The following is a 23,670-nucleotide window of genomic DNA, read 5'->3' as shown; positions in this document are numbered from 1 at the left end:
TTTAGCAATCGCATAATACAACAGTTAACCCTTTAAACCACTTTCTCCTTGCCGAAAGAATATTTTAAAAATCTTCAGGATCTTCTTGATACCGAACGTAAAGAAGATTTACAATCGTATTTAAAACTTACCGACAACACTTCGCCTGCCGATAGGCGGGCTTTAGGCTTAACCTGGTACCCGATTGCCATCAGAAATACGGAAGTTGGCCGTGGTGATTATTTAACGGTTGAGCTGGAAAGAACTACCCATCAGGATTTTTCTCATCAGTTCCGTTTTGGTGCTGCTGTGGTATTATTTTCAAATCATGATGCCAAAGAAAATCGGCTGGAAGGGATTATCAATCATCAAAGTAGCAGCAGGATGAAAATCAGCTTCCGTGTTGATGAACTGCCGGATTGGACGAGAGATGGCAAATTGGGTGTAGATCTGCTTTTTGATAACAACAGCTATGATGAGATGCAACGGGCACTTAAGCAAGCTTCAAACTTAGCCGAAAATGATGCAGAAAATAAACTGATCCGTATTTTAACAGCAGGAGAGAAACCGTCGTTTCGGGGAGAAGAGAAGTTTGTTATTCCAAATACGCTAAACGATTCACAGCAATTGGCCGTGAATAAAATTATTGCAGCTGATCATCTGGCTATAGTTCATGGCCCGCCAGGTACGGGAAAAACTACTACGTTGGTGCATGCTATAAAATCATTGTTGAAGCATCACGATCAAAAAATGCTCGTGGTAGCACCAAGTAATACCGCTGTTGATTTACTTACGGAGAAGTTGGCTGCCGAAGGACTAAAAGTAATCCGGGTAGGAAATCCTGCAAGGGTGTCAGAGAAATTAATGGCAGCTACGCTTGATCATCAGATGGCCGATCATCCGGAGATGAAAACCATTAAAGCCTTAAAGAAACAGGCGAGTGAGTACAAAAATATGGCGCACAAATATAAGCGGAGTTTTGGTAAAGCAGAACGCGATCAACGTAAAGCCTTGTTTGATGAAGCACATAAAATCGGAAGAGAAGTAGAAAAAACAGAGCAATACATGATGGATAATCTGTTTAGCAAAGCACAGATTATTACCGCTACTTTAGTAGGTGCTAACCATTATACCGTCCGGAATTTAAAGTATAATACCATCGTAATTGATGAGGCCGGGCAGGCTTTGGAACCGGCTTGCTGGATACCGATTTTAAAGGCGCAAAAAATTATTTTGGCCGGAGATCATTTTCAGCTTTCGCCAACTATTAAATCAAATGAAGCTGCCAGAAACGGCTTAAGCAATACTTTATTAGAAAAAGTAGTAAATCTTCATCCAGAATCTGTTGTATTATTGAATACACAATACAGAATGAATACTGCTATAATGGGTTATTCATCGCAGGTGTTTTACAAAAATGCGCTAAAGGCTCATCAGTCCGTTGCAGACCGCTTATTATTTTTGGGCGATGAACCGATCCAGTTTATTGATACGGCAGGTTGTAGCTACGATGAAAAATCAGACGGAACGAGCACGACCAATCCTGATGAAGCCGGGTTTTTGGTTAAACATCTCATACACCTTATTGCTGATTTAGTTAGCAAAAATGAAAGCTTTCCTTCAATTGCCATTGTATCACCTTATAAACAACAGGTTCAACTATTGAACGCCCTGGTTGAAGAAAGTGAAGCATTGATTCCCTATCGCGACAAAATTGCGGTAAACACCATTGACAGTTTTCAGGGACAGGAGCGGGACGTAGTTTATATCAGTCTGACCAGAAGTAACAGCGATGGAAACATCGGCTTCTTATCGGACACACGTAGAATGAATGTGGCCATGACCAGGGCGAGGAAAAAACTGGTTGTAATTGGCGATAGCGCTACCTTATCGAAATCTGCTTTTTATGCTGATTTTATCCGCTACGCGGAACAACTGGATGCTTATCATAGTGCCTGGGAGTTTATGGACTTATGAGCTAAACTTTTTCCATCTTCTTTTCTTCCTCGAGCTTGCCTGATATGCTGGCGCCTGCAATTAAAAGTTCATGTGTAATGGTTTTGGTGTATTCAGTAATTTCAGATTTAAAATCTTTTACTGATGAACCTGAACGGATTTCTTCCAGTCTCTTTTCCCATTGTCCTGTAAGTTCTGCCTGTGCAATTTGTTTATCTTTTACTACTTCGTAAACCGCCAGGCCTTTATTGGTGGGTACAAGATTCCTTTTTTCCCTGGTAATGTATTCTCTGGTAATTAAAGTTTCTATAATAGATGCACGTGTTGCCGGTGTACCTAAACCACTATCTTTCATGGCATAACGCAATTCCTCATCTTCAATTTCTTTGCCGCACGTTTCCAGTGCTTTTAATAACGAAGCCTCATTATACATGGGCTTAGGCTTGGTTTGTTTTTCTAAAAGAGATTTTTCAGTGATAGGCAATTGTTCGCCAACCGCCACCTTTGGCAATGCGGCATTGTCTTCATCCTTTTTATCATCTTCAGGGTCGTTAAAAACGGCACGCCAGCCTGCAGAACGGATTACCGTTCCATTAGCTACAAAAGTAACACCTGATTGAATGGTTATTTTGGTTAATTCCTTCATGCATTCCTGATGAAATGACTCAATCATACGGCCAACAACCATATCGTATATCGCCTGTTTATCCGAACTCAATCCGTAGGCCTGTTCGCCGGTCGGCAGAATGGCATGGTGATCGGTTACTTTTTTGGCATTCACACTCCGCTTATTAAGGGTTACCGTTTGTAAAAACTGCGCTTGTTTTCCAAAATCAGGATGACTGGTAAATTTTGCAATCAGATCCGGAACACCGGCAAAAATATCATCACCGATATAGCGCGATCCGGTACGGGGGTAAGAAACCAGTTTACTCTCATACAGGTTCTGTAAAATACTAAGTGTCTGGTCGGCGGTATATCCTTTTTTCTTATTGGCTTCCTGCTGCAGACTGCTTAAGTCATGCAGTAGTGGAGGAGGTTCTTTCCTTGGTTTCGCTTCTACAGCCGTAATATTTCCACCAGTTGGAAAGCCGGAAGCCACATCTTCTACCAGGGCAAATAATTTTTCAGCCTCTTCCTTTTCCTTGTAGTTAGCGGTTGATATGGCTTTAAAAACCTGTTCATCTTTGGCCAGCAAAATACTGATCTGATAATAGGTTTGAGGAACGAAATTTTTAATCTCTAAAAAACGCGCACAGATCATCGCCAGGGTAGGTGTTTGTACCCTTCCTAAGGAAAGAACTGTTCTGTTGCCTGCAGATATGCTGAGTGCCTGCGTGGCATTCATGCCCACCAGCCAGTCAGACTCCGAACGGCAATGGGCAGAATTAAATAAGGTATCATAATCGGTTCCAGGTTTTAAATTCCTGAATCCATCTTTTATGGCTTCATCGGTTTGTGAAGAGATCCAGAGGCGTTTAAATGGTTTTTTGCATTTCAGGTAATAATAAATGTACCTGAAAATCAATTCACCCTCGCGCCCCGCATCCGTTGCTACGATAATTTCACTCGCTTCATCAAAAAGTTTTTTGATCGTTTCCAATTGTTTGCGTACCGCAGGATCTTCCACAAAACCATCTTTTGTTTTAATCTTTCTGACGGCGAGTTTAAACTTCTGTGGAAGCATGGGCAGATGTTGCTTCCGCCAGCCAATAAAACCATAATCCTGAGGAGGAGCCAATTGCAATAAATGCCCGAATGCCCAGGTAAAAGAATATCCTTTACCTTCAATGTATCCATCTTTTCTGGTGGTTGCTCCGAAAACTTTAGCAAGTTCACGACCAACAGAAGGCTTTTCTGCAATTACAATCTTCATGAATGGGCTTATCTTTTCAAACCCCAAAGATGATTAAAATATCGGCAATAGCTTAAAAAAATTACTCACAATGCCTTTTAATAAACCTTTTTGTAAACAATTACCAGATAAGTTTGTCCATCAGTTGGATCGGCGGTTTTTATACCGGGTTGATTAACAATTCGGTAATATGTCTATCTAACCTTCACAATTATTTTAATGAATGGATAAAATTTACCAACTGAAAGAAAAACAAATTAAAGTGGGACTTGAGCCAAAACTAATCCGGGTGTACAGTAATGCACAACTCTGGTCTTATCTTGAAGGAACAGCAGTTGTCAGGCTTGAACGGTTTGAAGTTCTGGTCAATACCATTAAAGCTGATTATGAACAATTTTTTGGAAAGAAACTCGCAATATCAAATGCCTCGCTTATTGTAGAGATTCTTGTACATGTATATTGCGACTATTTGGGATTACACTTTAACCGGATTGTAGGGATAAAATGGATTCAGGTGATTGTTAAAAAATTACTCAAACGCGCTGAGGTTGTAGATTGCGGCGAAAAAGGTGTTGATGGGAACCGTTGGGTTTGGGATTTGCTTGCAGGCAGCCAATCACTTTTTATCAAAATTTTTCCAAAAAAGCTAAACGCCAAAAACATTAAACGTCATTAATCTGTCTTTGAGGCAAAAACCCGCGATTGGTTTAAAGCCACACTTGCCGCAAGCGTTTCGTTTAAAAAAGAAGAATAATATAACTGGTTTGAGTTATTGATAAAAAGCACTGTATGGTCTGAAATGGTGTCAATGATGTCATCTGCCAGTTTAGCCGGAACAGCAGGGCAGCCCTGACTTCTGCCCAGTCTTCCCAATTCGTCTATGCTTTTCTGACTCACATAACTGGCACCGTGCACCACAATCGATCTTTCCCTGGCATTGTTGTTAAAATCTTGATCCATTCCGTCTAATTTAAGCGAACGGCCATGTTTGCCATAATATATCTCACCTGTTAAATAGAAACCCAGGCTGCTTTGATTTGAATTTATCTTATTCGAGAATGATGAAGGTTTATCACCACCGCTGTTTTGCCCGTGTGCTACCCAGGTATTTAGAATCAACTTTCTATCAGCTAAATCAATAATGTATAGGCGTTTTCTGGTACTTTCCTGATCAAAATCGGCAATGGTTAAAATGGATCTGGCATTTACCAGGCCGGAATATTTCATGTTGTAAAAACCGGTTAATGCTTTTTCGAAAACTTGCTGAGTTAATCCCACAGCATCTAAATGAATTTCGTGGTATATACTGGAAACGAGTTGGCTGTAAAGACTATCTGCCGCTATATTTTTAATTACATCGTGTTGTGTTTCTTGACGATCTATTGCTTTCCAGCTTGTTCCGATAATGCTCATGACCATTAAAAAAGCCGTAGCAAAGCGCATGACATACTTCTTCATTCAGTTTGGTTTAGTTTGATTCAGCATTATCTATACGATGATATTATATAAATATTGCCTGCATTTAGTTTGTAATGCTAATATACATTATGTTTTAAAAAATATTGGCCATATCCCAATAGCTTTTTTGAATATTTTGAAGTTTTTTATGGTTTTGAAAGGAGCTTTTGAGATAGCGAGAAACTAAAATATATCTTTTGTTCTAAATCTATTTGCCTATTTTTGCCGCACAAAATAAATGAGCATGCCAAACAACGAAAATGATTATTCTTTCTGGACGAAGTACAAGAAATTTGCCACGACAGAGATTTTGATGTACCTGATCATGATCATCGGTATTGGACTCGGGATTATTTTTTTAAGCTAATGGCTAATTTTAGATAATCGGCAGCATTTACGTCGTTTATAAATTTCGAAAATTCAGCATACCGTTCTGCTGGGAATGTCCCATCGTTTAAAATAAATTTTCGGTAATAGGTTAACTTATTTCCTTCTACACTCGCTTTGCAGGTGTACTCGCCAAATGCATTTTTAAAGGTTTTATTTTGCCCGGTTATTAATTCTGAATCTACATTATCAGGCAGCGTATAAACAATAGTGTCCTCATCAGTATAACCACGGTTGATATAAACAGGTAATGTCCTGTTTTTTACTTCGGGGACTGATCGTTTTACGTTGAAGGCATTAAGCTGTAAAAACATCTTATTCCCGTTTACAGGAGCATAATTTCTGATATTGACGGTGATATCTTCTACCAGTTTAGGCTTGATGTCCTTTTTTTGAACGAATGAAACCGTTTCAAAATCGATATTATCAATATTATAAGTCTCTTTTAATAACTTATGCTGTTCTGTTATCGGTTTATCGATCAGGCGTTCCTGGTTTTCATATTGTGAGCCCGTGTAAGCGGTATACATTTTGCCAGCTATGCTTCCGTCTGCTTGTAGTGTTAACTCAGCCTTGCGTATCTGCAGGTTTTCATCTGTAGTCAGTTTTGGGGTACGCAATAATTTTCCGCCATCTGCTGTGCAGGCCAATACCAGTCTGTCATCAGTAAAATCACTTAAATAACCAAATGGGATCTTTTGGCTGGTGCATTCCAGCCAGGTGGTATCACCATCTAACGGCATGCAGAGAATAATATGATTGCCCTGATCCATACTGGCATATGATGGGTTCATGCTCTTCTTTTCAGAACCAGCTGATACCACACAGTAATAAGATGTTATGTTTACAGCCTGGAGTAAACTTTGCATGTAATTGACCAGGGCTTTACAATCGCCATAACCCAGTCGGTCTACCTCGCTTGCTGAAACGGGCTGAAAACCACCAATACCAATCTGGACGCTGATATACCTGGTTTTATCCTGTAAATACTGATAAATTTTACGCGCTTTATCTTTGTCTGTTTTTTCGTTTTTTACCAGTTCTTTGATCATCTCAATGGTAGAGGCAGGCAAAGCTTTACGGGCTACCAGTAAGTCGTCATAAATCCATTTGCCCAGCTCTTTCCAATCGGTATAAATGCCTTTATGATTGTAATAATAAAACGCTTTTGGGGCAATCTGTATGTTGGTAAAATAGGTATCCCGTGCCGGACTGTAGGGTTCGGGTTTAACAGCTAAAATGTTATTCACTTTCCAAACAGATTTTCGCTGCTTCTCATCTGTTGTAACTTCTGGTTTTCCGGTATAATTTTGCGTTTTTATTCTAACGTCGTCCGTTGGCTTGCAGATAAAGGTGTAAGTACTTTTTTCCACCGAAACGTCATCTGCGGGTTTAGGTGTCCAATCAGGGATGATTAGATTTTGCTTATTTCTGATCTCATAATGATATACAAGCGTATAAGGATACTCAGTTACCGATGGTAGATAGTGTTTAACACGGCTATCAACAAAAAGCGAAAACCCATCTGCGGCGCTTATGTCTGCAAAATCATTTTGAGAGAATTTATGCGTCAGTTTGCCAACACTGTTGTAAACTTCTCCCTTGATGCTTTTAATCGAAATATTTTTATCGTAGAAGATTACTAAACGTGCCTGAGCCTCACCATTTTGGTTAAAAACAGTAATTGCCTTTTTCACATTTAGTAAAACGTTATCAGGCGAACGCATGTCGACAGTTGTTTCCTCATTACGGATACAGGCATTGGCTCGGTTACGGAGATTTGATGGAATTAAATCAACATCGTAGTTATCTTGTGCAAAACTTGCAACAGAAACTAAAAATAAGGCAAGAATGGTAAATAATAACCTCATTTTAATTTGTCTTTTTTAATAAACACTCTGTTTTTTGGTTTTGAATAATTTTGCTGTAAAATTCTTTTAGGAAAAGATATTCTTCGGGCTGATAAATAGCGTTGTTGAACTGCAAAATCTGGTTCATTGAAATGGTATTATCATCCAGAGCGGTTTGCAACAAATACTTTCCGCCCGCATTAGGTAAAGCGATGGCCATATCTTTCGGTTTTTCCAGTAACAGGTATTTTTCGGGTAAAAGCACGTTAATGGTAATGCGCTCATCAGACGCTGCACCTAAATCAACAGGGTAGGTACGCTCGTTCAAATTAAATGGATTTTTTGAGATGGTATGGATAAAAAAAGGGCTAAAATAGAACTGATCTTTATTTGTGCCATCGTTTATGGTGAGTTCTACCTCATATTTCTCTTCCAGAGAATTCTCAACACTATCCAGATTTGAAATTTGATGATCCAATATTTTTATTCTGGTTAATCGCTCATCAAGTTTCTCTACATATTCATCGGGAGAACTGTGTTGAAGGATTTCTTTCCGCTTTCCATATGCCGCATAACCCGTTGTATAGGTGGTTAAAGTACCGATAATTTTTCCATCAACGGTCATCTTTCCGGTCATGATGTAACTGGTTGTCGATTTTTGACTCGCAATTAAATCGATCCAATAAGATGGTTTTTTTAAGTTGATTACACGTCCCTGGTCATTTATGCAGCGTAGTGGTAGTAAACCGAAAGGCAGTAGTGGTTCTGTAGCATCCAGTAAATAACTTTTATCGGCAATATTTACTTTGGCAATCAAATAGTTAAAATCGCTCATTACAGGGTAAAGCTTGTTTACCGTTCCATTATCACGGGTTGATAGAATTACGGCTTCAGCATCCAAACCGGCAGCAGAAAGTGCTGCAATTAAGCTCAGGTTAACATCCGCTACATTGCCCGATCTGCTATCCAGTGCTTTTTTGATGTTATCTTCTGAGTACTTTCCGTAGTAATTATTCCACTTGATCTGCTTTTTGATATAATTATAAACGGACTTCGCTTTATCTAAATCTGATGAACTTCCTTTTGTGATTTCCGGGATAAGATCTTTAAAAACATCTTTTCTTTTCATCTGGCTGCCCAGTGTTTTATAAGATGACAGCTCGAAATCAATATCTTTCCAGGTTTTGGTATAGGACGTTTTACTGCCGTCTAAGTTCTGAACATCAGAAAGTTCAAAATAAATCGCCGATTTGAAGTTACTGGGTGCGGTCATATTATCTTCTTCGATAAAAGCCGGAATATTCTTCATCGTGTAATTGATTTTGGAACAATCAATCGGTACGGCCGATAGCCTTAAACATCCCCTGCTGATTTCAGCTTTTTGATCCGTCAGTTTCTGAAAACCACGTAACGATACATTGTAATTATAAATGCCGGGAATATAAACCAGATACTCACTTATGACCTTCGGAATATTGCTCTGAAATTCCCATGTTCTGAAATTAAATAAGTTGGGCGATTTTAATTTATAACTGTATTCAATAACCGATCCTTCTTTAAGGTTTGGAAGTGTAAACTTGGTCAGTCTGGTATATTTAGACCTGTTCTCGACAAAAATGGCTTTTTTATCCATAATTGTTTCGGTATAATCATTACCGATATGATTAAAAGTAGATGCCTTTATTTCACTGATCGTTTCCTCGCGAGATTCATCTTTATAGGTTGGAATAACAATATTGGCCTCTTTAAAGCCTTCCTTGTTAAAGATTTTGATTTTTACATGGTGTTCAAAAACCAGTTCTAAACTTCCTGTAGCATCATCTTGCTGGATTGAGGCGGTGCCGAATTCTTTTAAAACGATGGCATTGGCATTACTGTCTAATTTTTTTTTGTCGAATTCGTAATCGTCGTAGGTAATAGAACCGAAGGTAAAGTTTTGTGCCTGAGTAGTTAGTGATAGAAAAAAAAGGGGTAACAGGGCGAAGATTTTATTCATTTGAGCGTGTGTAAATTGCCGCAAGTTAATGTTAGTAACGAATATTCTAAAATAATTTGACAATTAAATTTATAAATTAATAAAGGTGTTTTACAGAACTAATGAAACCTTTTTAGCACTTTTGAAAAAAAAGAATTTTGACATTCCGATCCAAATCTAATGTCGCTAATCTCACATCTTAAGAAATGAAATTAAATTTAAAGCGCCCTTTAGCATTTTTTGATTTAGAAGCTACTGGAGTTAATGTTGGAGCTGACAGAATCGTTGAAATAGCGGTTTTAAAAGCGATGCCAGATGGTTCTGAAATTGTTAAAACCTGGCGCGTCAATCCAGAAATGCCCATTCCTTTGCAAACTTCGTTAATACACGGTATTTATGATGAAGACGTTGCAGACAAACCTACCTTTAAAACCCTGGCAGCAGAAATTGCAGCATTTATTGGTGATAGTGACCTGGCCGGATACAATTCAAATAAATTTGATATCCCCATGCTTTTGGAGGAATTTTTAAGGGCGGAAATAGATTTCGACATGAGCAACCGTAAATTTGTTGATGTACAGAATATTTTCCACCAGATGGAGCAACGTACCTTAAAAGCAGCCTATAAATTTTATTGCCAGGAAGATTTAATTAATGCCCATGCGGCTGAAGCTGATGTGATTGCCACCTACAAAGTTCTGCTCGGTCAGCTTGAAATGTACAAAGAAACTGAGTTTGAGAATAAACAAGGTGTAAAATGTATTCCGGTGGTAAACGACGTAGATGCACTGCATATTTTTACCAATATCAATAAACCTGTAGATTTTGCCGGTCGTTTGGTTTACAATGATAAGGATGAGGTTTGTTTTAACTTTGGTAAACACAAGGGTAAAACCACTGCGCAGGTATTTTCAGTAGAACCTAGTTATTATGCCTGGATGAAAAATGGCGATTTCCCTTTATATACAAAGAAGAAATTAGACGAGGAGTGGGCAAAATTCAATGCAAAGAAAAATGAGAACAGGCCGGCAAAACCTCAGCATAACGCGCCCGCAAATAAACCGCAATATCAACAGAAACCTCAGCCAAAGCCCGAAAAACCTGCTCAACCAATTAATTCGGATATGCTGGAGCAGTTAAAAATGAAGTTCGGCAAGTAATAATTAGTTGGTGAATCGTTTAATTGTTTAAAATGGTTAATTGAAGTTAAACGCTATGCGCGCTGCGCTCAGCCCTAAGCTCAAAAGATGAAATCTATAAAAATATTTGGCCTTTTATTCTGTACTGCAATCTATGTCAGTGCGCAGACTACCTTACCGATAGCGCCCGTTTTTCAAAAGGCTTATCAGAAAGAAACCAGAAATGTAAATGGCAGGCCTGGCAAAAATTACTGGCAAAATACCGCCAGATACGATTTAAATATAAATTTTAATCCAGCCAGCAGGTTGTTGAAAGGAAAGGTTCAGGTAACGTATACTAACAATAGTCCGGATACGCTGAAAGAGATCTGGTTTAAATTATACCCAAATTTATATAAAAAGGGAACGCCAAGGAAATCTAAACTGGCAGCCTCTGATCTTGGCGACGGTGTGGCAATAGAAAAAATGGTAGCAAACGGAAAAACCGTTACTGATTTTACGATCGATGGAACAAATATGACCGTTAATGTTCCTGCAGTTATACCAGGCAAAACCGTTAATTTCGCAATTGATTATAGTTATTTCCTAAATAAAGGATCACATGTTCGTACAGGTCAGGTAGATGATGGTTCATATTTTATTGCCTATTTTTTTCCCCGTATTGCGGTTTATGATGATATTGATGGCTGGAATAAATTTCCGTATACGGGTGCTGAGGAATTTTATAACGACTTTGATCAGTTTAATGCTTCTATTACTGTTCCGGGAACTTATGGGGTATGGGCAACCGGCGATCTGAAAAATCCTTCAGAAGTTTTTCAGAAAGATATCGTTTCGAGGATGTTAACTGCAGAAAAAAATGATGCTGTAATTGATGTGATTACCGATAAGGATCTGGCAGATAAAAGAGTGACCAAACCCAATGCATTTAATACCTTTAAGTTTGAAGCTAAACATGTAACTGATTTTGTATTTGCTTTGAGCGACCATTACTTATGGAAATCGAGCAGTTTGGTGGTTGATCCTAAAACAAAAAGGAGAACACGGGTAGATGCGGTTTTTAACCCCAGACATAAGGATTATTATGAGGTGATAGATTTTGCGCGTAAGACGGTAGAGGCCATGAGTTATACTTTTCCTAAATGGCCTTTTCCTTACAACCATGAAACGATATTTGATGGTTTGGACCAGATGGAATATCCGATGATGGTAAATGACAATCCGGTAGATAACAGGGTTGATGCCATTACTTTAACTGATCATGAAATCTTCCATACCATGTTTCCGTTTTATATGGGCATAAACGAAACCAAGTATGGTTGGATGGATGAGGGCTGGGCAACTATTGGTGAATGGTTAATATCACCAATGATTGATTCTACCATTGTGGATGAATATGGCGTGCAGCCTACCGCTTCATCTTCTGGTGGTAAAGATGATACACCAATTATGACTTTAACACCCGACTTAAAAGGATCGGGATCTTTCACCAATTCGTATCCAAAACCGGGTTTAGCTTATTTATATATCAAAGATTATCTGGGTGATGAACTGTTTACCAAAGCTTTGCACACTTACATTCAAAACTGGAACGGCAAACACCCAATGCCCTATGATTTCTTTAACAGCATAAATACAGGCAGTGGGAAAAATTTAAACTGGTTTTGGAAGGCCTGGTTTTTTGAAGATGGCGTAACCGATATGGCCATTAAAGCGGTAGATAAAACTTCAGCCGGATATACAGTAACTGTTGAAAATAAAAGTGTTAAGCCATTGCCTGTCGATTTAACGCTGACCTTTGAAGATGGTACTACGGAAAAAAGTCACAGCACGATTGGTGTATGGGAAAAAGGCGACCGGCTGGTAAAAATTGAAGTGAAGACTAACAAAAAATTATCGAAAATAGTGATGGGAAATCCACACACGCCCGATAAGACAAAAAGTGACAATAGTTTTTCGGTGAGATAGATAAATGCCAGTGAAGTCATGTTTTTTGGTTAATCTGCTTATTTTATCTTTACATGCTTAATGCGGCAAAGTATTACAGCGATCGTCATCCTTGACTTGTTTCAGGATTTATTTAACCAATTATTAAATGGATGTTGAAATAAATTCAGCATGACGCTCATATTAATTATATGCCAACAAACGTGCTTATTCAGGTTTCAAAAAATCGATATTTCTTTTCAAACCTGTAAACTTGGTACGCTTAACTGGCGAGCCTTTAAAAACCTTTTTAAAAACATCTTCCGTAATTTCCATCAGGTCTTTGGTATTCAAATCCAGTAAGCCATTCGCTGGCTTAAAGGCATCTTCATTGTGCGCTTTAGAAAAACGGTTCCATGGGCAAACATCCTGGCAAATATCACAGCCAAACATCCAGTTGCTCATCTTATCTTTAAATTCATTTGGAATTTCGTTTTTAAGCTCAATGGTGAGATAAGAAATGCATTTAGATCCATCTACCACCTGTGGTGCAATGATGGCATCAGTAGGGCAGGCATCTAAACAGCGGGTACAGCTCCCACAATAATCAGCCTGGTAAGGATGATCATAACCCAATTCGAGGTCGACTATCAATTCTGCCAAAAAGAAAAAAGAACCATCTGTTTTACTAATGAGGTTGGAATTTTTACCGATCCAGCCAATGCCCGATTTTTTTGCCCAGGCACGGTCTAAAACCGGGGCAGAATCTACAAATGCCCTTCCTGAAACTTCTCCGATATTTTCTTCAATAAAATAGGTGAGTTCCTTTAATTTTTCTTTGATAACCGTGTGGTAATCCTGCCCGTAAGCATATTTAGAAATTTTTGGTGCGTTCGGGTCAGACTGTTCTTCTTCCGTATAATAGTTTAATGATAAGGAAATTACAGACTTAGCGCCTTCAACCAGCAATCTCGGGTCGAGGCGTTTATCGAAATAATTTTCCATGTATTTCATTTCACCGTGGTGGTTCTGATTAAGCCATTTTTCCAGTCGCGGCGCTTCCTCTTCAAGAAATTCGGCTTTGGCAATACCACAAGATAGAAAGCCCAAACGGAGGGCTTCTTCTTTAATCAGCTGGCTATATTTTGCTTCATTGTTATACACCGATTTGCAAAGATAAGGCTTAGGATTTAAAACATTTTCAATAATCGCTTGTTCTACATGCAGAAACTAAATTAATTAATTATGGTTCATCCTTGGCAGGTAAAAACCAAAAAAGGAGAGCTTTCAGGAAATTAACTATGGAAAATATAGATCCACAACATACGGAATCAGGAGCAGCTCCCAAACCGATAGAAAAAGATTACGAAAATCACAAAGAAGATCCAGGACCGGCACAACCCGCGGTTACCGAAAGAGACGAAAATGGTGCCGGCCAGGCATTAAAATGGGTGATACCAATAGCGGTAATTATTGGCCTGATCATATGGTTTGTGATGAGAAAATAATTAGCTTTAGGTTAAAAACAGAAATGCCGGTACATTAATTTGACCGGCATTTTTTATAATTGTTGTTATTGTATAGTATTTACTTCAAAAGTTTTACCTGATAAAGGTCTTTTCGTCTGTCTTTCAGTACTTTAACCGTTCCGTAATGATGCAGTTCATCTAGTAAATGCAAGTCAACATCTACCACGAGTACCATCTCTGTATTTTGTGTGGCTTCTGCTTTGATGGCGTTGGTTGGAAAAGCGAAGTCAGACGGGGTAAAAACTGCAGATTGGGCAAACTGGATATCCATATTGTTTACTTTGGGTAAATTCCCCACGCAACCTGCAATCGCCACGTAACACTCATTTTCTATTGCCCTGGCCTGCGCACAATGTCTCACACGCGTATAACCATTTTGGGTATCAGTTAAAAATGGCACAAATAAAATCTGCATGCCCTGTTCGGCATAAATGCGGCCTAATTCGGGGAATTCTACATCATAACAGATCAAAATACCCACTTTACCGCAATCAGTATCAAAAACCTGTACTTTATCGCCACCAATCATGCCGTAATACTTTTGCTCATTCGGGGTAATATGAATTTTTCTGTATTCATCTATTTTACCTGTACGATGGCAGAGGTAAGTGGCATTATATAGTTTGCCGTCTTCAATAAGCGGCATACTGCCCGTAATAATATTGGTATTATAGCTCAATGAATATTCATGCATTTTCTGTACAATCTCTTCCGTTTTTTCGGCAAGCTTGCGCATGGCCTCAATTTCAGGTAAATGATTGTAGGGTTGGAGCAGGGGGGTGTTAAATAGCTCAGGGAACATTACGAAATCTGATTTGTACCCGCTCAAAGCATCCACGAAAAACTCTACCTGTTCGTAAAACGCTTCCATATTAGGGAATAAACGCATTTCCCATTGTACCAAACCTAAGCGAATGGTCATAGCCGAACGGGCTGAAGCATCAACACCCTGATAGTAAATGTTATTCCACTCAATCAGGGTGGCATATTCTTTCGATTCTTTGTCACCGGGCAAATAGTTCTTTAATACTTTTCTAACGTGAAAATCATTGGAAATCTGAAAGGTAAGCGTTGGATCATAAATTTCCTTTGATTTAACCTTATCTATATATTGCCTCGGACTTAACTTTTCTGCAAATTGATGGTAACCAGGGATCCGCCCGCCGGCAATAATACTTTTAAGATTGAGGCTTTCGCAGAGTTCTTTTCTTGCTTCATATAATCTTCTTCCTAAACGCAATCCCCGGTATTCGGGGTGTACAAAAATTTCGATGCCATAAAGTGTATCGCCATTTGGATCGTGTGTGGTAAAAGAATAATCACCGGTAATCAGTTTATAGGTATGCCGGTCTCCATATTCATCATAATTTACAATAATGGCCAATGAACAGGCTACAACTCTATCGTCAACAGCAATACAGAGCTGCCCTTCAGGGAAAATATTTAAAAGTTTTGCGATGCTTGATTTTGGCCAGATAGAGCCGCCCATACTGTCGTAAGCCTGTACCATTGATTCCTTGAGGTCGGCATAGTCTTCGAGCGTTATTTTGCGTAATTCAATATTCATACAGTTTGATTTGTATTAATGAACACAAAAAAGGCTTAAATGTTCAGATTGATTTTGTTTTCTCAAATTGCGGCGGAAAGAATTCCTGAAAAATTCTACATCAAGCCTCTTTAACGAAAAACTAAATTATGACTATATTTGGCACATATTAACCATCGCTAAAGCGGTGTCAGCTGTAAAACTTTGGTTATAACTTATCATATTAAGAAGCTTTAGATGCCTTTACAAGAAACAAGCCCCCAAACTGCTTTCGAACTCGTTTCTGGATTAGAAATCCACGTCCAGTTGAATACAAACACGAAAATATTTTCTGCTGACAGTGCATCTTTCGGGGCTTCACCTAATCAAAACATATCTGCAGTTTCGCTGGCATTACCCGGGGCCTTACCCAAGTTGAACAAAGAGGTCGTGGCAAAAGCGATCCGTATTGGCTTAGCTTTAAATTGTACCATCAACCAGATCAACCATTTCGACAGAAAAAACTATTTCTATGCCGATTTGCCAAAAGGATACCAGATTACTCAAGATAATCAACCGATCTGCGTAAATGGCTTTTTAGAACTTGAATTGAGTAATGGTACCAGGAAAAAAGTAGGTATCAATCGAATCCACCTGGAAGAAGACGCCGGCAAAAGCATTCACGATCAGGATGATAATTATTCTTTGGTTGATCTGAACCGGGCAGGGGTACCGCTGATCGAGATTGTAACTGAACCCGATATCCGGAGTTCAGAAGAAGCTTCCGTTTTGTTGAGTGAAATCAGGAAACTGGTCAGGCATTTAGATGTAAGCGACGGCAATATGGAGGAAGGTAGTTTGCGTTGCGATGCCAATATTTCGATACGCCCAAAAGGTACCAGTGAATTTGGAACACGGTGTGAGGTTAAGAACTTAAACTCCATGCGCAACGTGCGGAGAGCAATGGATTTTGAATTTGGCCGCCAGGTAGAAGTGATCAGTAACGGAGGAATAATTATTCAGAGCACTTTAAATTTTGATGCCGACAAAGGAACCACCGCCCCGATGCGGACCAAAGAAGAAGCCAATGATTACCGTTATTTTTCAGATCCCGATCTCCAGCCCATTTATGTTTCTGATGATTGGCTGGACGAAATTAAATCTTTGATGCCACCGTTACCCAATAAAATTTCACAACAGATGGTTGCTGATTTTGGGATCAGTAAAGCCGATGCGGCACTTTTTGCTGAAGATTTAGGTCTGTTAAATTACTTTAACCAAGCTCAATCAACCGTTGAAAACAAAAAAAGTTTAATAAACTGGTTAATCGGCCCAATCAGAGCGGTTTTAAATGAAAAAGGGATTACTATAGCTGATTTCAGGGTGAATCCGGCTCAGCTGGCAGAAGCGATCAACCTGGTAGATGATAAAAAAATAACGCAGCAGATTGCGATACAACAATTATTGCCAGCTGTTGAATTAGCTGATGATGCAAAAGTTATTGATCTGGCACAATCATTAAACCTGTTGATTTCTGAAAACGGAGATGAATTGAATACATTTATTGATGAAGTGTTAAATAAATATCCACAACAGGTGGATGCGTACAAGAAAGGGAAAAAAGGCGTTTTAGGTTTATTCGTAGGCGATGTGATGAAACTGGCCAAAGGAAAAGCTGATGCTAAAAAATTAAATGAATTAATACTTGAAAAACTGAAATAATGAGAATAAAACAATTGAGCCTGCTCATGCTGATCGCGATTGCTTTCATGGCATGCAAATCTAAAGATAGCTTTACAATTGACGGGAAGTTCCAGAATCCGGGCACAGAAAAGAAAGTATTTTTGTACGGTATGCAAAATAGTAATATGGTTGCAATCGATTCAACCAATCTATCAGAGAAAGGTGAATTTAAATTCATTCGCAAAACGCCATCTGTTGATTTCTTCAGGGTGTCTGTAGGTAACCATGAGTTCATGTTAATTGCAAAAAACGGCGATGAAATTAAGTTGGAAGCAGATTTGGCTGATAAAAATATGGCTTATAAAATTTCAGGGGCAAATGAGGTAGAAAAATTGTCGGAACTAAATGCCATTAGAAACAATTTTGCCAAACAGGTTGAAAAGTTACAGGCAGATTTTGAAGCAAAAGTAGCAACACAACCTCAAAATAGGGCAGCCGTGTTAGAATCGATGAAACCACAATACGAATCTTACATTAATCAATTGAATACACAGATCATAAAATTTGCAAAAGATAATAAAGGTACGCTAGCCAGTTTTTATGCCATGAATACTTTGAGTCCGCAGGAGTTTGAAGCTGAATTGGTGCAATTTGCCGATGAGGTAAAAGATGAGATTAAAGGTAATGCTACGGTAGATGCTTTTGTAAAACAGATGGCACTTTTAAAATCCGTTCAGGTAGGGCAGGTTGCACCTGCATTTACCATCAATACAGCGGATAATAAGGCGGTAAGCTTATCAGATTACAAAGGGAAATACGTATTGATCGACTTTTGGGCATCATGGTGCCAGCCTTGCCGCCAGGAAAACCCAAATGTAGTTAAGGTTTACAATAAGTATAAAAATAAGAACTTTGATATCATTGGTATCTCACTTGATACTGACAAAGCTGCGTGGTTAGGTGCGGTAAAAGCAGACGGATTAACCTGGACACACGTTTCGGAACTAAAAGATTTTAATGGCGAAACGGTAAAAAAATACCAGGTGCAGGCCATACCAACTTCCTACCTGGTTGATCCTTCAGGAAAAATAGTGGCTAAAAACCTGCGTGGAGAGGAACTGGATGCATTTTTAGCCAAAACGTTACGTTAAAACTAATTCCATGTTAAACTAATTTAAGTAATTAACAATTTCTTAACTTAGGCTTAACTAAATATTGCATCATGGATACTACTTTCGTAACAAATATTTAACTATGAACAACGCAGGTCAGAAAATATTAATTGTTGATGATGAACCAGATATTCTGGAGCTTATTGAATATAATCTTAAAAAAGAAGGTTATCAGGTTTTCACAGCTACCAATGGCCAGGAGGGAATTACTGTTGCGAAGAAAGTACATCCGGATTTGATCATTCTGGATATCATGATGCCTAAAATGGATGGCATTGAGGCTTGCCGTTTAATGCGCGCCATACCTGAATTTAAAAACACATTTATGGTTTTCTTAACCGCCCGAAGTGAGGAATATTCAGAAATTGCCGGTTTTAATGTGGGTGCCGACGATTACATCGCAAAACCGATTAAACCACGTGCTTTAGTTAGCCGGATCAACGCGATTTTAAGAAGAAATGCCGGCACAGAAGAAGTATCTGAAAACAAACTGGAAATTGGCGATTTAGTAATCGACCGCGAAGCTTATCTGGTTTTTCAGGGTGGTAATAAAGTGATATTGGCCAAAAAAGAGTTTGAACTTTTATATTTATTGGCTTCAAAACCTGGTAAGGTGTATACCCGTGAATCCATTCTAAAAAATATCTGGGAAGACTCTGTTGTGGTAACCAACAGGACAATTGATGTGCATATCCGTAAGTTGAGGGAAAAATTAGGTGAAACTTATGTTTCAACTGTAAAAGGTGTAGGTTATAAGTTTGAGCTTTCTTAAATTATTAAATTTAAAGATATTAAGCCGTTCTGATCAACATTCAGGGCGGCTTTTTTATCTACTTAAAATCTTCAATCAGATCCTGAAACAAGTTTAGGATGAAGGTAAAAAAATCGTCATGTTGAATTCATTTAAACAACTTTGTTCATAAAGACCCTGAAATAAATTCAGGGTGACGAGCGCCTTAAAAAATAAATCGTATTTTTGCGCTTCATTAAATTACTGCACAGTTTGAAGTTTCCAAATTTTAAAGACCTTATTCTTTTTGAAGACAACGATTTTATCGTGATCAATAAACCACCTTTTTTAGCCTCACTTGATGAACGCGGTGGATCTGGAGAGACCAACGTGTTGCGTTTAGCCAAACAATACAGCGATGACGCCCAGGTTTGTCACCGTTTGGATAAAGAAACTTCTGGTGCATTGATTATTGCCAAAAATCCGGAAGGTTACCGCCATGTTTCTATGCAATTCGAAAGAAGAAAGGTAAATAAAACTTACCATGCGGTGGTAGACGGACACGTTATTTTCGATCAGTTAATGGTTGATCTGCCAATCCTGAACGATGGCAATAAAAATGTAACCATTGATAGGGCGGAAGGTAAACGAGCTGAAACTATTTTCGACTCGTTAAAATACTATAAACACTATACGTTGGTAGAATGTAAACCCATTACCGGTCGTATGCACCAGATCCGTATCCACCTGGCCACTCAAAGAGCAGCCATTGTAGGTGATGAGATGTACAAAGGTAAACCTGTTTTTCTTTCTTCAATTAAGAGAGGTTATAAATTAACCAAAGGTGAAGAGGAACAACCCATTATGAAACGTTTCGCGTTACATGCCAGGCATTTGGTATTTAAAGGATTAGATGACCAGGACATTGTGATAGATGCTCCTTATCCAAAAGATTTTGCAACCTTAATTAAGTTATTGGATAAATTTGATGCGTAAAAGGAGTCTTTAAATTGACTGCTGTCTTTGTTTTTCTTACTTTTGGGCATCCGCCCTCTATCTAAAAAACAATAGAATGTACATCAGATTCGTAAATTACCTTGATAAGATAAACCAGTACAGGAAATCTAAAATATCAAACCGTAATTTCTTAGTTATTCTCGCCATAATTGTTGGAATTTTAGCCGGATTGGCTGCCGCTGTTCTAAAAAGTTTAACCCACCATATCGAAGAATTTCTGCAATCGGATTGGCACTGGAAATATAAATATTACCTGTACTTTATATTTCCGATGATCGGTATTTTCTTTACAGTTTTATACATCAAATACTTTATCCGCAAATCGAAATTTGAAACCGGGTTAACGCCTTTGCTTTATTCGATTTCCAAAAAGTCGAGTAAAGTAGAGGCTCACAACATTTATTCGCAGATTATTACTGCAGCAGTAACAGTTGGTTTTGGCGGTTCAACAGGTCTGGAAGCCCCTATTGTAACCAGTGGATCAGCAATTGGCTCTAATATTGGTCGCATATTAGGCTTGTCTTATCGCGAAATTACTATGTTGGTAGCCTGTGGTGCTGCAGCGGGCATTGCAGGTGCCTTTAATAGCCCGGTGGCGGGCATTGTGTTTGCTATCGAAATTTTATTGCCAGAGTTTACTATTCCTGCATTTATACCACTGCTATTATCAGCGGCAACTGCAGCCGTAGTGGCGAGGTTATTTTACACTCAACAACTTTTCTTTCTGGTTACCGAAGGATGGAAGGTTGACGCCTTGTTTTATTACGTCATATTGGCCTGCTTTATTGGTTTGTTTTCTATTTATTTTACAAAAGCAAACTATGCCGTAAAGGGCCTGTTTTACAAAATCAAACATCCTTATACAAAAGTAATTGTAGGCGGTTTAATGTTGGGCGCCCTGGTTTTTCTGTTCCCAACATTATATGGTGAGGGGTATATCACTATAAAAGGATTGTTAAAAGGTGACTATCAGACCGTTATCAATAATAGTATTTTTGCCGATTATAGTTCGATTTCGGCTGTGGTCGTACTGTTCACGATTGTAACCATTTTCATGAAATCAATCGCTACGCTGGTTACTTTAGGTGCCGGTGGTAACGGTGGTACTTTTGCGCCCAGTTTAATTATGGGTGGTTTAATCGGGTTTATATTTGCTTACGTGGTTAACCTTTCAGGGATAGCACAGCTAAACGTATCTAACTTTATTGTAGCTGGTATGGCCGCCGCCCTGGGTTCTATTATGCATGCTCCTTTGACAGGTATTTTTCTGATTGCAGAAATTACAGGAGGATACGTACTAATGGTGCCATTGATGATTACTACTGCTATTTCTTATGCCATCAACCGTAGCTCGCAAAAACATTCGATTTACACCAAAGCACTGGCTGATAAAGGAGAGCTACTGTCTCATGAAGATAAGGATACCACTGTTCTGAACCAGATGAAGCTAAAATACCTGATTGAGAAAAGTTATCCTCAGTTGCAGATGAACGATCTGATTTCGTTGAAGATGAACGAAATTATGCAATCGCACAAAAATGTGATTGCTGTTACGGATGAGTTGGGAGATTTTAAAGGGATCATTTATATTGAAGAACTTTTTAACGAAATGGTTAATCATCCCGAAAAGGAAAATCTGAAAGCATCTCATCTGGTACAAACTGCACCAAATACCATTACCGAAAATGACGGTCTGAAAACAGTTTTGGAAAAAATGGAGCAGGAAAATGTATGGATTTTGCCCGTGCTAACCATAAAGAACCAATATTTAGGCTTTGTTTCTAAAACAGCAATCTTTAACAAATACAGGGCATTGCTGATGAGACAGAATGATTATATGGGTTGAGTGAGGTTTTAACGTTCAAAAGTTGAAATGTTGTAAAGTTCAGTGCTAAAGAAAGATTTTAACGTTTCAAAATTCAAGATTAGCTTTGTAATTTGGCATTTTGCTCTTTTACCATTCAACCTTAAACCTTTCGATTTAAAAAAAGGTTGGAATATTGTTAGGAAAACCTTCGAACATTCCAACCTTCAAACTTTTCAACTATCTTATTCTGCTCTTTTCAAACCAAACTTTTCTATTTTACTATATAAATGGCTTCTTTGAATATCAATTTCATCAGCTGTTTTTGATACATTCCAGTTATTTTTTTCCAGCTTGAACTTGATGAATTCTCTTTCTGCGTAATCTTTATAATCCTGGAAATTATTGAACGAATCGAAAGAAGAAGCGAGGCCGGTACCTCCGGCAGCCGCAATCTGCGTACTGGTTGCAGCACCGATGTTTGTACCACCCCCCGGATTAGCAAAGGCACGGACATCATTTTCGGTAATAACCTTGTCGCTTAAAATAATCAGGCGTTCAATCATATTGTGCAGCTCGCGTACGTTACCTGTCCATGGTAAAGCTTGCAGGGCCAGCATTCCGCCTTCATTTATTTTTTTTACAGGCATTCCATAATCGCTGCAAATGCTTTCTAAAAAGCTTTGGGCAATAACGGGGATATCATCCGTACGTTCAGTTAAATGCGGCACATGGATATTAATTACATTTAAGCGGTGATACAAGTCCATACGGAAGTTACCATCCTCAATTTCTTTCAATAAATCTTTATTGGTTGCAGCTAAAACACGAACGTTTACATCAATTTCTTTTTCGCCACCCACACGTGTAATTTTATGCTCTTGTAAAGCACGTAAAACCTTTGCCTGAGCAGAGAGGCTCATATCGCCAATTTCATCTAAGAATAACGTTCCACCGTTGGCCAGTTCAAATTTACCGATGCGCTGCTTAACCGCAGAAGTAAAAGAACCTTTTTCATGTCCAAACAGCTCACTTTCTATCAGTTCTGATGGGATAGCCGCACAGTTTACCTCAATTAGCGGACTGTCGGCGCGATTCGATTTTTCGTGCAGCCAACGGGCTACCAACTCTTTACCACTACCATTAGCACCGGTAATCAATACGCGGGCTTCGGTTGGCGCAACACGTTCAATGGTCTCCTTAATTTTAGAAATACTTTCCGATTCACCTAAAATTTCCCGGGTTTTACTGGCTTTACGTTTTAGGACCTTGGTTTCGGTAACCAAATTTCCACGGTCTAAACCATTTCGTACGGTAATTAACAAGCGATTTAAATCAGGTGGTTTCGAAATAAAATCGAAAGCGCCTTTTTTGCTGGCTTCAATGGCAGTCTCAACTGTGCCGTGACCAGATATCATAATAAAAGGCAGATCTGGTTTAATGATCTGTGCCTGCTCCAGCACTTCCATACCATCCATCTTATTCATTTTGATATCGCAAAGAACCAAATCGAAATTTCCTTTTTTGATCATTTCGAGGCCGTCGATACCATTATCTATATCTTCAACATCGTAATTTTCATACTCCAGAATTTCACGTAAGGTACTCCTTATTGCCCGCTCATCATCAATTATTAATAATTTAGCCATTAGAGATGTATTCTTTAATTTTTATAAACGCGAATA

18 protein-coding genes are annotated in these 23,670 nt (G+C 38.7%); 11 read left to right on the top strand and 7 right to left on the bottom strand.

Annotated features, from left to right (window positions below; all coding sequences use genetic code 11):
• The first annotated feature begins 48 nt into the window (after window positions 1-48).
• The gene (locus ACIQXP_RS14075; RefSeq protein WP_387505753.1) at window positions 49-1,956 is read left to right on the top strand and encodes an AAA domain-containing protein; all 1,908 of its coding nucleotides are present in this window, start codon (window positions 49-51) and stop codon (window positions 1,954-1,956) included.
• A 1-nt stretch (window position 1,957) separates the two neighbouring features.
• On the opposite strand, the gene ACIQXP_RS14070 is transcribed toward ACIQXP_RS14075, so the two are convergent.
• Window positions 1,958-3,811: a DNA topoisomerase 3 gene (locus tag ACIQXP_RS14070; protein WP_387505752.1), complete on the bottom strand. Its 1,854-nt coding sequence runs from the start codon at window positions 3,809-3,811 to the stop codon at window positions 1,958-1,960.
• Between the two features lie 202 nt (window positions 3,812-4,013).
• Between ACIQXP_RS14070 and ACIQXP_RS14065 the strand changes: the two genes are divergently transcribed.
• On the top strand, window positions 4,014-4,466 hold the full coding sequence (locus ACIQXP_RS14065; protein WP_387505751.1) for a hypothetical protein: 453 nt from the start codon (window positions 4,014-4,016) through the stop codon (window positions 4,464-4,466).
• Here the strand turns inward: ACIQXP_RS14065 and ACIQXP_RS14060 are convergent.
• Complete coding sequence (locus ACIQXP_RS14060; protein ID WP_387505750.1) at window positions 4,463-5,248, bottom strand: murein L,D-transpeptidase catalytic domain family protein; 786 nt, start codon at window positions 5,246-5,248, stop codon at window positions 4,463-4,465. The two genes, ACIQXP_RS14065 and ACIQXP_RS14060, sit on opposite strands and share 4 nt — an antisense overlap.
• A 244-nt stretch (window positions 5,249-5,492) precedes the next feature.
• On the opposite strand from ACIQXP_RS14060, the gene ACIQXP_RS14055 reads away from it, so the two are divergent.
• Window positions 5,493-5,615, top strand: a complete 123-nt coding sequence (locus ACIQXP_RS14055) for a hypothetical protein (RefSeq protein ID WP_262987391.1) — start codon at window positions 5,493-5,495, stop codon at window positions 5,613-5,615.
• On the opposite strand, the gene ACIQXP_RS14050 is transcribed toward ACIQXP_RS14055, so the two are convergent.
• A complete protein-coding gene (locus ACIQXP_RS14050; RefSeq protein WP_387505749.1) occupies window positions 5,599-7,506 on the bottom strand; it encodes a DUF3857 domain-containing transglutaminase family protein in 1,908 nt (635 codons plus the stop codon). The two genes, ACIQXP_RS14055 and ACIQXP_RS14050, sit on opposite strands and share 17 nt — an antisense overlap.
• Before the next feature lies 1 nt (window position 7,507).
• Window positions 7,508-9,481 (bottom strand): transglutaminase family protein, encoded by a 1,974-nt coding sequence (locus ACIQXP_RS14045; protein ID WP_387505748.1) that lies wholly within the window; start codon window positions 9,479-9,481, stop codon window positions 7,508-7,510.
• A gap of 185 nt (window positions 9,482-9,666) precedes the next feature.
• On the opposite strand from ACIQXP_RS14045, the gene ACIQXP_RS14040 reads away from it, so the two are divergent.
• Entirely contained in the window at window positions 9,667-10,620 is a 954-nt protein-coding gene (locus ACIQXP_RS14040; protein WP_090987285.1) for an exonuclease domain-containing protein, read from the top strand.
• A gap of 87 nt (window positions 10,621-10,707) precedes the next feature.
• A complete protein-coding gene (locus ACIQXP_RS14035; protein ID WP_387505747.1) occupies window positions 10,708-12,567 on the top strand; it encodes a M1 family metallopeptidase in 1,860 nt (619 codons plus the stop codon).
• Between the two features lie 186 nt (window positions 12,568-12,753).
• On the opposite strand, the gene queG is transcribed toward ACIQXP_RS14035, so the two are convergent.
• Window positions 12,754-13,689: a tRNA epoxyqueuosine(34) reductase QueG gene (queG, locus tag ACIQXP_RS14030; protein WP_293742303.1), complete on the bottom strand. Its 936-nt coding sequence runs from the start codon at window positions 13,687-13,689 to the stop codon at window positions 12,754-12,756.
• A gap of 137 nt (window positions 13,690-13,826) precedes the next feature.
• Here queG and ACIQXP_RS14025 point away from each other — a divergent pair, with 137 nt between their 5' ends.
• On the top strand, window positions 13,827-14,033 hold the full coding sequence (locus tag ACIQXP_RS14025; RefSeq protein WP_090987441.1) for a hypothetical protein: 207 nt from the start codon (window positions 13,827-13,829) through the stop codon (window positions 14,031-14,033).
• Window positions 14,034-14,112: 79 nt separating this feature from the next.
• Here the strand turns inward: ACIQXP_RS14025 and ACIQXP_RS14020 are convergent, their stop codons facing one another.
• A complete protein-coding gene (locus tag ACIQXP_RS14020; protein ID WP_387505746.1) occupies window positions 14,113-15,621 on the bottom strand; it encodes a GNAT family N-acetyltransferase in 1,509 nt (502 codons plus the stop codon).
• A 216-nt stretch (window positions 15,622-15,837) separates the two neighbouring features.
• On the opposite strand from ACIQXP_RS14020, the gene gatB reads away from it, so the two are divergent.
• The 5 genes from gatB (at window position 15,838) to ACIQXP_RS13995 (ending at window position 22,027) form a co-directional block, all read left to right on the top strand.
• Entirely contained in the window at window positions 15,838-17,301 is a 1,464-nt protein-coding gene (gene gatB / locus ACIQXP_RS14015) for an Asp-tRNA(Asn)/Glu-tRNA(Gln) amidotransferase subunit GatB (protein ID WP_387505745.1), read from the top strand.
• The gene (locus ACIQXP_RS14010) at window positions 17,301-18,413 is read left to right on the top strand and encodes a redoxin domain-containing protein (RefSeq protein WP_387505744.1); all 1,113 of its coding nucleotides are present in this window, start codon (window positions 17,301-17,303) and stop codon (window positions 18,411-18,413) included. Before gatB ends, ACIQXP_RS14010 begins: the two co-directional genes overlap by 1 nt.
• Before the next feature lie 103 nt (window positions 18,414-18,516).
• Window positions 18,517-19,206, top strand: coding sequence for a response regulator transcription factor (locus tag ACIQXP_RS14005; protein ID WP_090987272.1), 690 nt, complete (start codon window positions 18,517-18,519; stop codon window positions 19,204-19,206).
• Between the two features lie 231 nt (window positions 19,207-19,437).
• Window positions 19,438-20,160: an RluA family pseudouridine synthase gene (locus ACIQXP_RS14000; protein ID WP_293742299.1), complete on the top strand. Its 723-nt coding sequence runs from the start codon at window positions 19,438-19,440 to the stop codon at window positions 20,158-20,160.
• Window positions 20,161-20,236: 76 nt separating this feature from the next.
• Window positions 20,237-22,027: a chloride channel protein gene (locus ACIQXP_RS13995; protein WP_293742298.1), complete on the top strand. Its 1,791-nt coding sequence runs from the start codon at window positions 20,237-20,239 to the stop codon at window positions 22,025-22,027.
• Window positions 22,028-22,230: 203 nt separating this feature from the next.
• Here the strand turns inward: ACIQXP_RS13995 and ACIQXP_RS13990 are convergent, their stop codons facing one another.
• Window positions 22,231-23,634: a sigma-54-dependent transcriptional regulator gene (locus tag ACIQXP_RS13990; protein WP_387505743.1), complete on the bottom strand. Its 1,404-nt coding sequence runs from the start codon at window positions 23,632-23,634 to the stop codon at window positions 22,231-22,233.
• Window positions 23,635-23,670 lie beyond the last annotated feature (36 nt).

The sequence above is a fragment of the Pedobacter suwonensis genome (genome assembly GCF_044762335.1).
Classification (GTDB): Bacteria; Bacteroidota; Bacteroidia; order Sphingobacteriales; family Sphingobacteriaceae; genus Pedobacter.
Note: the sequence above shows the minus strand (reverse complement) of the source record. Positions and strands in the feature narration are given on the sequence as shown.

Excerpts from the sequence above, each read along its gene's own strand:
- ACIQXP_RS14010 (WP_387505744.1), top strand. The coding sequence starts at position 17,301 with ATGAGAATAAAACAATTGAGCCTGCTCATGCTGATCGCGATTGCTTTC.
- ACIQXP_RS13995 (WP_293742298.1), top strand. The coding sequence starts at position 20,237 with ATGTACATCAGATTCGTAAATTACCTTGATAAGATAAACCAGTACAGG.
- gatB (WP_387505745.1), top strand. The coding sequence starts at position 15,838 with ATGCCTTTACAAGAAACAAGCCCCCAAACTGCTTTCGAACTCGTTTCT.
- ACIQXP_RS14005 (WP_090987272.1), top strand. The coding sequence starts at position 18,517 with ATGAACAACGCAGGTCAGAAAATATTAATTGTTGATGATGAACCAGAT.
- ACIQXP_RS14055 (WP_262987391.1), top strand. The coding sequence starts at position 5,493 with ATGCCAAACAACGAAAATGATTATTCTTTCTGGACGAAGTACAAGAAA.
- ACIQXP_RS14060 (WP_387505750.1), bottom strand. The coding sequence starts at position 5,248 with ATGAAGAAGTATGTCATGCGCTTTGCTACGGCTTTTTTAATGGTCATG.
- ACIQXP_RS14045 (WP_387505748.1), bottom strand. The coding sequence starts at position 9,481 with ATGAATAAAATCTTCGCCCTGTTACCCCTTTTTTTTCTATCACTAACT.
- ACIQXP_RS14065 (WP_387505751.1), top strand. The coding sequence starts at position 4,014 with ATGGATAAAATTTACCAACTGAAAGAAAAACAAATTAAAGTGGGACTT.
- ACIQXP_RS14050 (WP_387505749.1), bottom strand. The coding sequence starts at position 7,506 with ATGAGGTTATTATTTACCATTCTTGCCTTATTTTTAGTTTCTGTTGCA.
- ACIQXP_RS14035 (WP_387505747.1), top strand. The coding sequence starts at position 10,708 with ATGAAATCTATAAAAATATTTGGCCTTTTATTCTGTACTGCAATCTAT.
- ACIQXP_RS13990 (WP_387505743.1), bottom strand. The coding sequence starts at position 23,634 with ATGGCTAAATTATTAATAATTGATGATGAGCGGGCAATAAGGAGTACC.
- ACIQXP_RS14040 (WP_090987285.1), top strand. The coding sequence starts at position 9,667 with ATGAAATTAAATTTAAAGCGCCCTTTAGCATTTTTTGATTTAGAAGCT.
- ACIQXP_RS14020 (WP_387505746.1), bottom strand. The coding sequence starts at position 15,621 with ATGAATATTGAATTACGCAAAATAACGCTCGAAGACTATGCCGACCTC.
- ACIQXP_RS14025 (WP_090987441.1), top strand. The coding sequence starts at position 13,827 with ATGGAAAATATAGATCCACAACATACGGAATCAGGAGCAGCTCCCAAA.
- ACIQXP_RS14070 (WP_387505752.1), bottom strand. The coding sequence starts at position 3,811 with ATGAAGATTGTAATTGCAGAAAAGCCTTCTGTTGGTCGTGAACTTGCT.